The following is a 14,626-nucleotide window of genomic DNA, read 5'->3' on the forward strand; positions in this document are numbered from 1 at the left end:
GGAGAGTGGTTTCAGATGCCGGACAAGTCGAATTTGTCGTTGCCGAAGATACGCGTGCTGCAGATCGAGGACAGCCAGCCCGATGCTGAGCTGGTGCTGTCCGAGTTGGATGCCGACGCGATCGACTTCGACGTGCGTCTGGTCGACGACGAGGCGGGTTACCTCCAGGAGTTGGAACAGTTCAAGCCGCACATCGTGCTGTCCGACCTCAGCATGCCGGGGTTTTCCGGCGAACGTGCGCTGGAACTGCTGCGCGACCGCGATCGCGACCTGCCTTTCATCTACGTCTCGGCCACGCTGGGTGAAGAGGCCGCCATCAAGGCGCTGCGCAACGGCGCCACCGACTACATCCTCAAACACAATCCGGCCCGCCTGGCCAGCGCAGTGCGGCGTGCCTTGCGCGAGGCCGAGGTGCAGCGCGCACAGCGGCGTGCCGAAGCAGAGCTGATCCGCGCGCAGCGCTTCGAGAGTCTGGCGATGCTCGCCGGCGGACTCAGCCACGACTTGCGCAACCTGCTGCAACCGCTGCTGCTGGCGGGCGAGAGCCTGCAGGATTACCAGGACGACCCGCGCCTGGCGCGTCTGGGCAACCTGGTGCGCGACTGCGGCAAACGCGGGCTGGAGATGGTGCAGTCCATGCTGTCGTTCGCGCGTGGCGCGCGCCGCGCCGAACAGGTGCGTCTCGGCGGCCTGCTCGATGCGCTTGATCTGTTGCTGCAAGGTAGCGTGCCAAAGTCGGTCTCGCTGGAAATCGCCGTGGATGATCCGGAACTCAGTTTTTCGGGCAACCACACGGAGCTGCAGCAATGTCTGCTCAACCTTTGCCTCAACGCTATCCAGGCCATGCCTGCCGGCGGCCGGCTACGTGTCGAGACCGCACAGATCGTCCTGCCGCCGGAGTTCTTTGAGGACGGAGAGGTGTCGGACGACTGCCGTTACTTGCGGTTGAGCGTGATCGATACGGGCGTGGGAATGGACAGCGAAGTGATGAGCCGCCTGTACGAACCCTTCTTCACCACGAAGGAGACCGGCACCGGGCTCGGCCTGCCATCGTGCCAGCGCATCGTCACCAGTCACGGCGGCGTGATGCGAGTGGAAAGTACCCCCGGGCTCGGCACGAGCTTTCATCTGTACCTCCCGCTGATCGAACTCGCCAATGAGGCGGTCGAAAGCGATAGCAGTCATCTGCAGGGCGAGGCCGAGCGCGTGCTGGTGGTGGTGGAGGAGGCGGCGCAGCTGTCGCTGTTGGTGGATACGCTCGACGCCTGGGGCTATCAGACGCACGCGAGCCAGAGCGGCACCGCCGCGTTGCAATGGATCGAGGCGCACGGCATGCCCGATCTGGTGGTGATGGATGCCGACATGAACCTGTTCACGGGCGTGCGTACGCTGGCGGCGCTGATCGAACATGGTTATCGGAATGCTGTGTTGTTGCTGGCGCGACCGGATGCGCCGCCAGAGTTGGATGAGATTCCGGGGATGGAGCATCTCTATCTGGTGGATAAGCCGGTTTCGACTTTCCGCTTGTTGAAGACGTTGCGGGAGGCGTTGGTGGCGAGTGAGGCGGGTGGGTTGCCTGGGGCGGATTGAATTGAGTGCCGCATCAATGTGGGCTCCCTCTCCCCGTTGGGGAGAGGGTTGGGGTGAGGGGCGGGTGCTCGAGACGCCACTTCTATTTCGTCACCCCGGCGCAGGCCGGGGTCCAGTGGCGTTGCCGTTTAATGTTCGCGTTATCGCGACCTGGCTCGCCTGCCGCGGGCTTCCGTCCTCCTGCCGGAGGCCGGGTCACTTTTCTCTGTTTGGCCAGAGAAAAGTAACCAAAAGAGAGGCCACCCCGGTTCCGCGCTCTGCGGGCTTCGCCCTCCGAGTCCGTGAGGTCTGGCCGGGCTTTTCGACACGACGTCCCTGTCGTGTCGAAAAGGCATGGGCATCCGTGCCCATGCCCCTGCGGGCCTGATCGTCCAGCCCTCACCGCTGCACAGGGGACCCGGAGATCAAGAGCGGGAGCGGCGCGCTTTGCGCGCAAAAAAAAAGCGCACGTTTGGCGTGCGCTTTTTTGTCCATCGATTTGTGTGCGGGTTAGTCGATGCCGAGTTTCTTCAGCTTGTACCGCAGCGCGCGGAAGGTGATGCCGAGTTTCTTTGCGGCGGCGGTTTTGTTGTAGCGGGATTCTTCGAGCGCTTTGATGATGGCGGTGCGTTCGATGTTGCTGATGTAGTCGTCGAGGCCGCCATCGGCGGAGGGCGCCGGTGCGGGGGCGTTCGGTGCGGGTGTGGCCGCGGAGTGGTGTGCGTTGACGGTGTGCGATGCGGCATGTTCGGTGGCGCGAGGCGTGCGCTGCGGCAGCATCAGATCGATGGTGTCGATCTGGTCGCCGTCGCACATGGCCATGGCGCGTTCGAGGATGTTCTCCAGTTCGCGCACGTTGCCGGGGAAGTCGTAGCCTTCCAGCGCTTGCTGGGCGTTGGGCAGCAGGCTGCCGGGGGCGCCGCCGCTTTTGGCCGCCAGCTGGCGCAGGATGTAGTTGGACAGCAGCGGGACGTCGCCGCGGCGCTCGCGTAGAGGCGGCACGCGCAGTTCGATGACGTTGATGCGGTAGAACAGGTCCTGGCGGAACTCGCCTTGCTCGACCAGTGCCGCAAGGTTTTTGTGTGTGGCCGATAGGATGCGTACGTCGACCGGGATTTCCTCGCGCGCGCCAATCGAGCGCACGGCTTTTTCCTGGATCGCGCGCAGCAGTTTCACCTGCATGTGCAAGGGCAGTTCGGCGACTTCGTCGAGGAACAGGGTGCCGCCGTTGGCGGCCTGGAACAGGCCTTCCTTGTCGCTCACCGCGCCGGTGAAGCTGCCTTTGCGATGACCGAAAAATTCGCTTTCCATCAGTTCCGACGGAATCGCACCGCAGTTGACCGGCACGAACGGGCCATTGGCGCGCGGGCCCTGCTCGTGGATCAGGCGGGCCACCAGTTCCTTGCCCACGCCGGATTCGCCGGCGATGTATACCGGCGCCTGGTTGCGCGCGAGTTTGGTGATGGTGGCGCGCACTTGCTGCACGGCAGGCGAGTCGCCGATCAGGCGATCGCTGGAGTTGCCGGTTTTGGCGGTGGCGCCGCCGCTGCGCTTTTCTTCGGTCAGGCGCAACGCCGTGCGCACCAGCTGGCGCAGCATTTGAATGTCGACGGGCTTGGAGACGAAGTCGAACGCGCCTGCCTTCAGCGCGTTCACGGCGGCATCGACATTGCCATAGGCGGTGATCATGGCCACCGGCGTATCGGGATGCTTGGTAGCGATCAGCTCGATTACCTCATGCCCGTTGCCGTCGGGCAGGCGCATGTCGGTGAAGCAGAGATCGTAGCTACGCTCCTCCAGCGCACGCCGCGCATCGGTTACGGTGCCTACGGCATCCACCTGCAGGTCCATGCGACCCAGGGTGATGGTAAGCAGTTCGCGAATATCGCGTTCGTCGTCGATGACCAGAACGGTCTGTTGGCTCATGTCGTCATGCTGGGCTGTAGTCCGGGCTAGGATACCCGCCCCCCTCCCGGGGGGCAAAGGCTGGCGCTGATCCACGACGAGGTGGTGCTGCCGATCAGTTTGATCGTTCGCGCGACCTGACTTCTCCGCTACTTGAGGTGCCTGGGTCGCCCGGACCACGGGCGGGCGGCGTGAGCACCAATCGGAAACAGCTGCCGCCGCCGGCCACGCGCACGTATTCCAGCGCGGCTTGATTCGCCTCGCTCATCTGGCGCGCCAGATAAAGGCCGAGCCCGGTGCCGTATTCGTGCGTGGTGTAGAACGGCTCGAAGATCTGCGCGGCCACTTTGGGCGCGATGCCTGGGCCGCGGTCGATCACCTCGAGGATGGGCACGCCATGCTCGCCATGCCGCGCCACCACCATCACCCGCGCCGCTTCACCCGGCATGCGCCCATAGCGCAGGGCGTTTTGCACCAGATTCCACATGACCTGCTGCAACTGCTGCGGGTCGGCCACCGCGGCTACGGGCTCGTTGCCATTGCTGATCACACGCAAGGTGTCGCTGCCGAGGTCGTTGCCCTGGCGATATTCATCGACGAAGCCTTGAGCCCAGCGACCCAGGTCCAGCGTTTCCGGACGCGAGCGCTCGCGCCGCGACAGCTGCAGGATGTTTTCGATGATCTCGTTGAGGCGCACGCAGTGGTTGTTGATGATTTCCACCATACGGTGGTCGGTGGGCCCGAGATCGTGCGATTCGGCCAGTAGCTGCGCGGAATAGCGGATGGCCGCCAGCGGGTTGCGGATCTCGTGAGCGATCGATGCTGACAGCCGGCCCAGCGAACTGAGCGTGAGTTCCTCGGCGCGGCGCGACACCAGCGAGGTGTCGTCCAGGAAGATCAGTACGTGCGAGTCGTCATTCGGCGCGAGACGGCTAAAGCGCGGCACCACTTCCGGCACGCCATCGGCGAGCTGGGTGGCGGTCTCGTCCAGCTTGCCTGAGGTGATCCAGTGGTAGAGCCGCCGCGACAGCTCCGGCGCCACCCGGCCCAGGTCGCGCTGTTCGGCGGTGGGGTTGCCCAGCAGCATCCACGCCGATTCGTTGATCTGGTGAATGCGGTTGGCGTCGTCCACCAGCAGCACGCCGGTCTTCATGCGGCGAATGATAAGCTCGTTGACCTGGGCCAGGCTCGCCAGGTCGATGCTGCGCTGCTCGGCCAACGCCTCAGTTGCGCGCAGCTGCCGGCTGAGCACGTAACACAGCATGGTGATGGCGAAGTAGGCCAGGCCGAACAGGCTCGATTCGAGCAGCTGTTGGTCGGTGATGGCGCTGTCGGTCCGCGTACTCAGCAGCGAATGACCGAGCATGCCCAGGGTGGCCAGCGCGGCAAAGAACAAGGCCAGGCGCAGCGGCAGCAGCAAGGCGGCCGCCGCCAGGTTCACCGCCAGCATCATGGCGATACCGATGCGCGCGTCCTGCATCGCGCCGACGGCCAGCACGGCGACCACCACGTCCACGACCAGTGACGCGGAGGCGACCAGCTTGGTCCATGGCATGGCGCGCCGGGTCAAGCCGATGTTGACGATCGCGAAGGCCAGATAAGCCAGTGCCACGATGCGGGCGAAGTTGGTGTCGCCCATCCGGGGCCAGCCCAGCGCTGGCGGGCTGAAGGCCAGGCCGGCATAGATCAGCGCCTGGGCCAGCCGGAAATAATTGAGGAAGAACAGCTCGTGCCGCACCGCTTCAGTGGCCGTGCGAGGATGGACGAAAGCGGGGGGCGCGGTATAGGGCACTTGGCCTGGCACTCTCGAAGAGGGCGGGAACACGGTTGGTGGCCAGTATAGACGCGCCTTTGGCCGTCGATGGAGAGGGTTTAAAGGGGCTGGAGCCAATCTTTCCTGCTTCGTCCATTTCGGCTTTCGCCAGGATGGCGGGGTAGGGCGAGCCAGCGCCGGCCACGTGTGTTGCAGCCCCTCTGAGACGACGTCTCAAGGATTCGCCCCTTTCCATCGGAGCCCGCTTCCGCGAAAATACCCGGCCGTATTGCGCAGTTTTCGTCATGTTGATGCATGGCGGTGGCAATGCATGCCGGTAGCGCATACAGACATAGTGTCCGTTCGCCGTCCGCTCCCCCATGCCCGCCCAGGCTATCTGGGCGCGGTCGCCATGTTTTTCCCCGTTCGCTCGAGGTATCGAATGAATTTCCACGAGTACCAGGCTAAAGAATTGTTCGCGAAGTACGGCATCGCCGTACCCCCGGGCAAGATTGCCAACTCTCCCGACGCCGCCGTCGACGCCGCCAAGCATCTCGGTGGCACCCAGTGGATGGTCAAGGCGCAGATTCATGCAGGTGGCCGCGGCAAGGCCGGCGGCGTGAAGTTCTGCAGGAGCCTCGATGACGTCCGTGCTGCCGCCAAGGGCATGCTCGGCACCAACATGGAGACCTACCAGTCCGCCGGCCGTGCGCTGCCGGTGAACCTGGTGCTGGTCACCGACGCCACCAACATCGCCAAAGAGCTGTACCTGTCGATCCTGGTGGACCGCGATACCAAGTCGGTGTCGTTCATCGCTTCCAAGCACGGCGGCGTGGACATCGAGCAGGTCGCCAAGGACACCCCGGAAGACATCCACACCATCGTGGTGGATTTCGTCGAAGGTCTGCAGCCGTACCAGTGCCGCCAGCTCGGCTTCGCGATGGACCTCAATCCGAAGCAGGTCACGCAGCTGACCAAGATCATGCTGGGCCTGTACAAGCTGTTCAACGAGAAGGACCTGGCCCTGGTTGAGCTGAACCCGCTCGCCATCCTCGAGGACGGCAACCTCGCCGCGCTCGACGGCAAGGTCAATTCCGACGACAACGCCGAGTTCCGTCACGCCGATCTGGCCGCCATGCGCGACCTGACCCAGGAAGACGCCGCCGAGGCCGCTGCCGTGCAGCACAACCTCAACTACGTGACCATGGACGGCACCATCGGCTGCATGGTCAACGGCGCCGGTCTGGCCATGGCCACCATGGACGTGATCAAGCTGGCAGGCGGTGAGCCGGCCAACTTCCTCGACGTGGGCGGCGGTGCCACCAAGGAGCGCGTCACCGAGGCGTTCAAGCTCATCACGTCCTCCGACAAGGTGAAGGCGATCCTGGTCAACATCTTCGGCGGTATCGTCCGCTGCGACATGATTGCCGAGGGCATCATCGCCGCGGTGAAGGAAGTGGGCCTGACCATCCCCGTAGTGGTGCGCCTGCAGGGCACCAATGTCGAGCTGGGCCGCGAACTGCTGGCCAACTCCGGCTTGGCGATCACGCCGGCCGATGATCTCAACGACGCGGCGCAGAAAGCCGTGGCTGCGGCCAAGGCCTGAGGAGCAATCGAATGAGCGTTTTGGTCAACAAGAACACCAAGGTGATCGTGCAGGGCTTCACCGGCCAGCAGGGCACCTTCCATGCACAGCAGGCGCTGGACTACGGCACCAAGATCGTGGGCGGCGTCACTCCGGGCAAGGGCGGCAGCCAGCACATCGGCCTGCCGGTCTTCAACAGCGTTGCTGATGCCGTGGACGAAACCGGCGCCGACGCGTCGGTGATCTTCGTGCCGCCGCCGTTCGCGGCCGACTCGATCCTGGAAGCCATCGATGCGGGCATCCGCGTGATCGTGGCGATCACCGAGGGCATCCCGGTGCTCGACATGCTGCGCGTGAAGAACGTGCTGCAGCAGCATCCGGAAACCGTACTGATCGGTCCGAACTGCCCCGGCGTCATCACCCCGGGCGAGTGCAAGATCGGCATCATGCCGGGTCACATCCACAAGCCGGGCAAGGTCGGTATCGTGTCGCGCTCCGGCACGCTGACCTATGAAGCCGTGTTCCAGACCACCAACGAAGGCCTGGGTCAGTCGACCTGCATCGGCATCGGCGGCGATCCGATCAACGGCCTCAGCTTCATCGACTGCCTGAAGCTGTTCCAGGACGATCCGCAGACCGAAGGCATCATCATGGTCGGCGAGATCGGCGGCAGCGCCGAGGAAGACGCCGCCGAGTTCATCGGCGAGTACGTCAAGAAGCCGGTGGTGTCGTTCATCGCGGGCGCTTCGGCTCCGGCCGGCAAGCGCATGGGCCATGCCGGCGCGATCATCTCCGGTGGCAAGGGCACCGCGGCGGCGAAGTTCGCTGCGCTGGAGAAGGCGGGCGTCACCACGGTGAAGTCGCCTGCCGATCTGGGCAAGACGCTCGCGAAGCTGATGAAGTAAGTCGATCGTCACGATCGATCGAGCATGCTCGGTTGAACATGCTTGAATGAACAAGGGCCGCAGCGATGCGGCCCTTTTTTCTGAGGCGTTCCGAAACAGGCTCTAAAGATTCGGATGTATGCACCGCGTTGACATTGAGGGGTCTACACATACGCGCAGCGTAGATTCCGGGGGTATCGAACGCCGCCGCCCGAAAGCAGAAGCATCGCTCTTCACCGCAACCCTTGGGGGGATTCATGAAGCGCTGGCAGCTCTGTTCCGCATGTTTCGCGGCCGCTTTGGCTGGTTCCGCCGCTCCGTTGGCCGATGCCGCTACCTATAGCAATGGCACTGGCACAGCGACATTCACCGTCACCCTGATCTTGCAAGCGAATTGCGCGATCACCGCCAATCCGCTGAGCTTCGGCACCCAGGGTGCGCTGACCGCGGCCGTCAATCAGCAGACCACGGTATCGGTTACCTGCACCAACACCACGCCGTACAACGTGGGCCTGGACGCCGGTACGGTCTCGGGATCCACCGTGGCCGCCCGCCTGCTGGCCGGTACCGCTACGGGCAATACCGGCACCACGGTGGACTTCGAGCTCTATCAGGATTCTGGCCATAGCACGGTATGGGGCAACACCCAGGGCACCAACACCGTGGCCGGCACCGGTAACGGCTCGGCGCAGTCCATCAATGTGTATGGGCAGGTGCCGACCCAGGTCACGCCAAAGCCCGACACCTACCAGACCACGGTCACCGCGACAGTCTATTTCTGACGCGCCGCCGACCGTGCGACGGATCGCTCTAGGCATCACGCTGACATTGGCTGCAGGGCTGGCCGTGCATGCGTCTTCGCTGCAGATCTCACCGGTGATGGTGGACCTGCAGGCGGGGCAGAATGCAGCCGGCATCCGTTTGCGCAATCCGGGCGATCAGCCTTTGTACGGTCAGGTGCGCGTGTTCCGCTGGGATCAGACCGGTGACGACGATGTGCTCGAACCTACCGAAGAGGTCGTCGCGAGTCCGCCGTTGATCCGCATTCCATCGCGAGGCGAGCAACTGGTGCGGTTGATCCGTCGCGATGCGGCCGACATCTCGGCTGAGCACAGTTATCGCGTGCTGGTCGATGAGATCCCCAGCCCCGAAAGTGCAACGACCAATGGCGTCACCATTCGCCTGCGTTACTCGGTGCCTGTGTTTGTCGAGCCGCCCGGCCAGCCAGGTGCGCTGCAACTCGCCTGGAGTATCCAGCGCGATGCGCAGGGATGGCTGCTGCGGGTAAGCAATCGAGGTAGTCGGCGAGGACAGCTGAGTGCGGTGCAACTGGTCACCGCCGACGGCAAGCTTCATCCGATCAATCGCGGGTTGCTGGGCTATGCGCTTGCCGGAAAGACCCGGCAATGGCGAATAGCGCTGGAGGAAGGCATCGCCTTGCAGGCGCCCTTGAAGATTCGCGCGAATATCAATGCGCAGCCCGCAGAGGCGGAGCTGAGTGTCGATCCTCAGCGGTGATCCATACCCATGGCGCGCAGACCAGGCCATGGGCATGCGCGACACCACACCAATGAGCGGCGTCGCGGCATCCGGACGCTACATGGCTGCGTGCTCGTCCTGTTGGCACCGATGATGGTGGCTGGCCGGGCTTGGGGAGGTGATGTTCCCGAGTCGCTCGCACTCGGTATGAGCCAGCCGCAGGAGGTGTACCTGGAGGTGGTGCTCAACGGTCAGCCCACGGGGCAACTCTTGCGCTTTCAGGCCACTGGCGATGCCTTGTCATGCAGTGCGCGGGATCTCTCCGCGATCGGCATCGACATCGGCAAGCTAGGCGCGGAGCCGTCGAGCGAGGTTGCATTGAATGCCATCGATGGCCTGCGTTATCGCTATGACACGGCCGCGCAGCGGGTCGAGCTGAGCGTGCCGGATCGATGGCGGCGTCCGTATGTCGTGGATGCTCGCCAGCTATCCAGCGTCCCGGCAGCCAGCTCCGGTCGCGGTCTGTTGCTCAATTACGATGCTTATCTACAAAACGACAGCGGCTCGCGGCTGGCGCTGTGGTCGGAGCTGCGCTACTTCGCTCCATCGGGCGTGTTGAATAACACCGGTACGTTCTATGCGAACGACGCCAGTCGTCGTTATGTGCGCTACGAAACGGCTTGGAGCCGATCCGATCCGGCCACGCTGAGCACGTTGCAGTTGGGCGATGCCATCACCGCCTCGCTGGCCTGGTCGCGCTCGGTGCGTTTTGCGGGATTTCAGTGGCGCAGCAATTTCGCGCTGCGCCCTGATCTGATCACTTTTCCGCTGCCGTCGCTCAGCGGCTCCGCGGCAGTGCCTTCCGCCGTGGATCTGTACGTCAACAACGTGCGTCGGGCCAGCGTGGACGTGCCCAGCGGCCCCTTTGTGTTCAACAGTGCTCCCGGCATCCATGGTGCCGGCCAGGCCACACTGGTGACGCGCGATGCGTTGGGACGCAGCGTGACTACATCGCTGCCGCTCTACATCGATACGCGCATGCTGTCCGACGGACTCTCCAGTTACGCCGTGGAAGCGGGCTTCCTGCGTCGCCGCTACGGCGAGGTCTCATTCGACTATGCACCGAAGTTGGCTGGCAGTGGCTCCTGGCGGCACGGCATGAGCGATGCGTTGACGCTCGAAGCGCATGCGGAGGCCACCAGCGGTTTGCTCAATAGCGGTATAGGCGCCCTGGTTCGCCTGGGGCAGGATGGCGTGCTCAGTGGTTCGATCGCCGTGAGTGGCGGTAGCGGATTCCAAGGCAGCCAGGCGAGTATCGGCTATCAATGGATTCTGCCCCGTCTGTCGATCGATACGGGGGTGACGCGAAGCTATGGCGATTACGGTGATCTGGCCTCGCGCGATGGCTCGCCACCGCCACGCTCGCTGGAGCGGATCACGTTTTCTCTGCCGTTCGCCGATGGACAGAATCTCGCCTTGAGCTATATCGGGCTCCGGCAGCGAGGGGTGTCGGCCTCGCGTATCGGTTCGTTGTCCTACCTTTGGTCGATGGCGAGGCGCCTGTCGCTGAACCTCAGTGCGTATCGCGATTTCGCCCACACGGCATCCCGTGGAGTTTTCCTCAGCATCAACCTTTCGCTGGACAACCAGCAGACGGCCAGCGCGCTGGTGGGTAGTCAAGGCGGGCGGTCGTACTACAACCTGCAGGCGCTGCGCCCCGCCGACTACACCGGTGGCTGGGGCTGGGGTGTGCAGGACGGACGCAGTGGCGGGATCGGCTTTCGCCAGGCGCAGCTGCAATACCTCGGTACGGCGGGACAGCTGACCGGATTGGTGCAGTCGGCCGCCGGCCATACGGTGACATCCGTCGATGCGCTGGGCTCGGTCGTCTGGATGGATGGCAGCCTGCAGTCGGCGCGACGCATCTACGACGGCTTCGCCATGGTTTCCACGGATGGTGTCGCGAACGTGCCGGTGCTGCACGAGAACCGCGTTATCGGGCATACCGATGAAGGCGGGCATCTGCTGGTTCCGGATCTCAATGCTTACCAGAACAACCTGCTGGCGATCGACAGCCTGGGGCTGACGCCCGACATGCGCGTGGACGCCACCGCTTTGAACGCCGTGCCGCAAGCGCAATCCGGCGTGCTGGCGCGCTTCCCGACGGCGCGCTACGCCGCCGCATCGATCCTGTTGCGCGACGCCGAGGGTCAGTCGCTGCCACCAGGCACGCGTGTCCATCACCAGGAGAGCGGCGCCGACACCGTGGTCGGTTACGACGGGCTGACCTTCATCAGCGAGTTGCGCCCTGAAAATCACCTGCGCCTCGACGGCACGGACTGGCATTGCGCGGTGAACTTCCGCTATGAGGCACCCGCCGACCATTCGTTGCTGGTGATCGGCCCGCTGGTGTGTAAGCGGCAAGCCGGGGCGACGCCATGAAAGTCGTCTTCTTCGCCTTGCTGATGAGCCTGCTGCTATGGGCGGGCGCAGCGAAGGCGCAGAGTTGCACCGCCACGCCGACAGACATCGCTTTTGGCAGTGTGAGCCCGATCAGTGGCGCGGCGATTTCGGGCTCCAGTACGGTTGCCGTCAACTGCACCTGGCCACTGATCTCGGCGCAGCCCTTCGTGCAGGTGTGCTTGAATCTGAATGCATCGAGCCCGCGCTTGCTCAGCAATGGCAGCAACACGATGCAGTACGACCTGTATCTGGACAGCGCCCATTCGCAGTCCTGGGGGGCGAGCGCCACAGCGATTTCCCTCAGCATTCCCAAGCCGCTGCTGGGCACGACCGCTGGCCAGTCGGTGACCTATTACGGGCTGATCGGTGCGAACCAGTTGACGGTGCCATCGGTGGCGAACAGCAATACGGTCTATAGCCAGAGCTTCAGCGGCACCCAGACGTCACTGACGTACCAGTTCTACACGCTGTCCGCGCCATCCTGCAGTTCCATCAGCACCCCCGCCACGGCCTTTCCATTCAACGCCACCGCAACGGTGGTGAACAACTGCAACATCAGCGCCGGCAAGCTCAGTTTCGGTACGGCGGGCGTTTTGAGTTCGGGGCTTTCCGCGACCAGCACCTTGTCGGTCCAGTGTACGAATGGCGATGCCTACCGCATCTCGCTCAATGGCGGTGGCAGCGGCAATGTCGCCGCGCGCACCATGCAACGACAAGGTGGTGGCGGCTCGGTGAACTATCAGCTCTATACCGATCTGGCGAATACCGTGGCATGGGGTGATGGCAGCGGGGGTACCAGTCGAGCCACCAATACCGGGACTGGCAACACACAGGCCATCACGGTCTATGGAAACGTGCCGGCTCAGACCACGCCCATGCCGGGCAATTACAGCGACACCATTACGGCCACCATCGAGTTCTGAGTGTGCTTAGAACGTCACTTGCCACAAGCTTGGCGTGAGTGCGATGGTCTGTGGTGAGGCAGGAGCGCGCGATGGGAGGTGTGAACGGGTTGCGCTGGGCTGCACCAGATAGGGAGAGTCCAGATCGCACGAGACCGTGGGCGCGGGCTCTGTTCTGGCCGGCCGGGCTTCCTGTCGTACCAGGCAGCTTTCCTGGACAACGAGGCTGACCTCGACCGAAGCGACTTCAGCGGCAGCGATGTGATGGGTGGCGAACATCAACGATAGGGTGGCGGCAAGACGCAGGTATTTGGGCATGCGATGGGGCGGGTGGACCGTTCAATGTGTCGGGCGGACTCACTGAAGCAAGTCGGCCGTTGTGGGGGAATCTTTAAGCGAGGAACCATGACGTGATGGCCTGCGCTCAACCGCGCGGACGCAAATCCCGGCGCGCCGCGGCGATCAAGGCATTCGTCAGCCGATCCAGCATTACCGAGCGGACCGACCAGTGCTGCCAGTACAGCGGCACGTCCAACCAGCGATGGGGTGCGATGGCTTGCACGGCACCTTCGGCCAGCGCCTTTTGCAACATCGACTCAGGCGCCATCGCCCAGCCGAGGCCGAGTGCGGCGGCCTCCACGAAGCCTGTCGACGACGGCAGGTAGTGCATGGGCGGCGCCAGCCGTGCACGAGTGACGCTGCGCATGAAGCGCCACTGCAGCGCGTCCTTGCGGTTGAACACCAGCATCGGCGCTTGCCCCAGCGAGGTCGCGTCGAGGTCCTTGGCGAAGTGTCTCGCGACGAAATCGGGCGAGGCCACCGGCAGGTATCGCATCACACCCAGCTTGCGCACGGTGCAGCCCTGCACGGGGTGCGCGTCGGCCGTGATGGCGCCGAGCACGGAACCGTCGCGTAGCAGGTCGGTGGAGTGGTCCTGATCCTCGACGCGTACATCGAACAGGAGTTGGTGTTGTTGATGCAGCTCGGCGAGCGCGCCAAGGAACCAGGTCGCCAGCGAATCCGCATTCACGGCGATCACCACCGTGGTGGGGCTGGTCTTCGTGGTTCGTTCGACGGCGAAATCTTCCAGCGTTTCGGCTTCCAGCAGCTGCATTTGCTGCACGCTGCGTAGCAGGCGCTGCCCTGCCTGTGTGGCGCGGCAAGGCGATTGGCGAAGGATCAGCACCTGGCCGAGTCGATCTTCCAGCGCCTTGATGCGCTGCGAGATAGCAGAAGGGGTGATCGACAGGCGTCGTGCCGCATTCTCGAAACTGCCTTCGCTGAGTACGGCGGCGAAGGCGGACAGCTGGGGGTTGAGCAGGCTCATTGGCGTGGTCCGGGCGAGGATTTTCCATCATTAGTAGAACTGAACTTGGATAAGAATAATTAGTTTTACTGAACTGACGAAATGCCGGACATTGCCCGTCTTCGTTATTGAGATTCCCCCATGCAGACGTCCGCCTATTTCGCTGGCCTCGCCGCCGGCGCAGGTTTGATCATTGCCATCGGTGCGCAGAATGCTTTTGTGCTGCGCCAGGGATTGCAGCGGCGCCATGTGGGTTCGGTGGTGCTGGTCTGCGTACTGGCTGACGTGGCCCTGATTCTGCTCGGCGTGGGCGGTATGGGCTTGGCGGTGAAAAGCCAGCCGGGGCTGCTGCAGTTGCTGCGTTTTGCCGGCGCCGCCTTCCTGGCCAGTTACGGCGTGCTGGCGGCGCGCCGGGCATGGCGCGGGGAAAGCGGCCTGCAACCTGCAGGCAACGGGACGCCGGATCGTCGTCGCGTGATCCTCGCCTGCCTGGGCTTCACCTTGCTCAATCCGCACGTGTACCTCGATACCGTGGTGCTGCTTGGCAGTCTGTCCACGCATTACGACGGGCGGGGGCGCTGGGCCTTCGCGTGGGGCGCATGCACGGCGAGCGCGCTGTGGTTCCTGGCCCTGGGCTATGGTGCCCGCGCGCTGTTGCCGGTATTCCGCAGCCCTATCGCCTGGCGCGTCTTCGATGTGCTGGTCGCGGCTTTCATGCTCACCTTGGCTTTGCTATTGCTGGTTCAGCCCGTGGGGTGAGCACGGTGGCGGTGAGGCGCT

General features: G+C 63.9%; 11 protein-coding genes. 8 read left to right on the plus strand and 3 right to left on the minus strand.

Annotated elements, in window-relative coordinates; translation table 11 throughout:
* Nucleotides 1-15: 15 nt before the first annotated feature.
* Nucleotides 16-1,590 carry a response regulator gene (locus tag OUZ45_RS02975; protein WP_266168430.1) on the plus strand — a complete coding sequence of 525 codons (1,575 nt, stop codon included), beginning with the start codon at nt 16-18 and terminating at the stop codon, nt 1,588-1,590.
* 489 nt (nt 1,591-2,079) lie between these two features.
* On the opposite strand, the gene OUZ45_RS02980 is transcribed toward OUZ45_RS02975, so the two are convergent.
* Entirely contained in the window at nt 2,080-3,495 is a 1,416-nt protein-coding gene (locus OUZ45_RS02980) for a sigma-54-dependent transcriptional regulator (protein WP_266168431.1), read from the minus strand.
* A gap of 94 nt (nt 3,496-3,589) precedes the next feature.
* Nucleotides 3,590-5,266, minus strand: a complete 1,677-nt coding sequence (locus tag OUZ45_RS02985) for a sensor histidine kinase (protein ID WP_266168432.1) — start codon at nt 5,264-5,266, stop codon at nt 3,590-3,592.
* A gap of 403 nt (nt 5,267-5,669) precedes the next feature.
* On the opposite strand from OUZ45_RS02985, the gene sucC reads away from it, so the two are divergent.
* The 6 genes from sucC to OUZ45_RS03015 all read left to right on the plus strand — a co-directional run bounded on the left by sucC (nt 5,670) and on the right by OUZ45_RS03015 (nt 12,561).
* Entirely contained in the window at nt 5,670-6,833 is a 1,164-nt protein-coding gene (gene sucC, locus OUZ45_RS02990; protein WP_323137512.1) for an ADP-forming succinate--CoA ligase subunit beta, read from the plus strand.
* A gap of 11 nt (nt 6,834-6,844) precedes the next feature.
* On the plus strand, nt 6,845-7,717 hold the full coding sequence (gene sucD, locus OUZ45_RS02995; protein WP_266168434.1) for a succinate--CoA ligase subunit alpha: 873 nt from the start codon (nt 6,845-6,847) through the stop codon (nt 7,715-7,717).
* 236 nt (nt 7,718-7,953) lie between these two features.
* Nucleotides 7,954-8,478 (plus strand): Csu type fimbrial protein, encoded by a 525-nt coding sequence (locus OUZ45_RS03000; protein WP_266168435.1) that lies wholly within the window; start codon nt 7,954-7,956, stop codon nt 8,476-8,478.
* A 13-nt stretch (nt 8,479-8,491) separates the two neighbouring features.
* Nucleotides 8,492-9,214 (plus strand): fimbrial biogenesis chaperone, encoded by a 723-nt coding sequence (locus tag OUZ45_RS03005; RefSeq protein WP_266168436.1) that lies wholly within the window; start codon nt 8,492-8,494, stop codon nt 9,212-9,214.
* Nucleotides 9,215-9,223: 9 nt separating this feature from the next.
* Nucleotides 9,224-11,617 (plus strand): fimbria/pilus outer membrane usher protein, encoded by a 2,394-nt coding sequence (locus OUZ45_RS03010; RefSeq protein ID WP_266168437.1) that lies wholly within the window; start codon nt 9,224-9,226, stop codon nt 11,615-11,617.
* Entirely contained in the window at nt 11,614-12,561 is a 948-nt protein-coding gene (locus OUZ45_RS03015; RefSeq protein ID WP_266168438.1) for a Csu type fimbrial protein, read from the plus strand. The genes OUZ45_RS03010 and OUZ45_RS03015 overlap by 4 nt, the downstream gene beginning before the upstream one ends.
* Nucleotides 12,562-12,964: 403 nt before the next feature.
* Here the strand turns inward: OUZ45_RS03015 and OUZ45_RS03020 are convergent, their stop codons facing one another.
* Nucleotides 12,965-13,867 carry a LysR family transcriptional regulator ArgP gene (locus OUZ45_RS03020; protein WP_266168439.1) on the minus strand — a complete coding sequence of 301 codons (903 nt, stop codon included), beginning with the start codon at nt 13,865-13,867 and terminating at the stop codon, nt 12,965-12,967.
* Nucleotides 13,868-13,987: 120 nt separating this feature from the next.
* On the opposite strand from OUZ45_RS03020, the gene OUZ45_RS03025 reads away from it, so the two are divergent.
* Nucleotides 13,988-14,605 (plus strand): LysE/ArgO family amino acid transporter, encoded by a 618-nt coding sequence (locus tag OUZ45_RS03025; protein ID WP_266168440.1) that lies wholly within the window; start codon nt 13,988-13,990, stop codon nt 14,603-14,605.
* The last annotated feature ends 21 nt before the right edge of the window (nt 14,606-14,626 follow it).

It is taken from the genome of Dyella subtropica, from assembly GCF_026283965.1.
Classification (GTDB): Bacteria; Pseudomonadota; Gammaproteobacteria; order Xanthomonadales; family Rhodanobacteraceae; genus Dyella_D; species Dyella_D subtropica.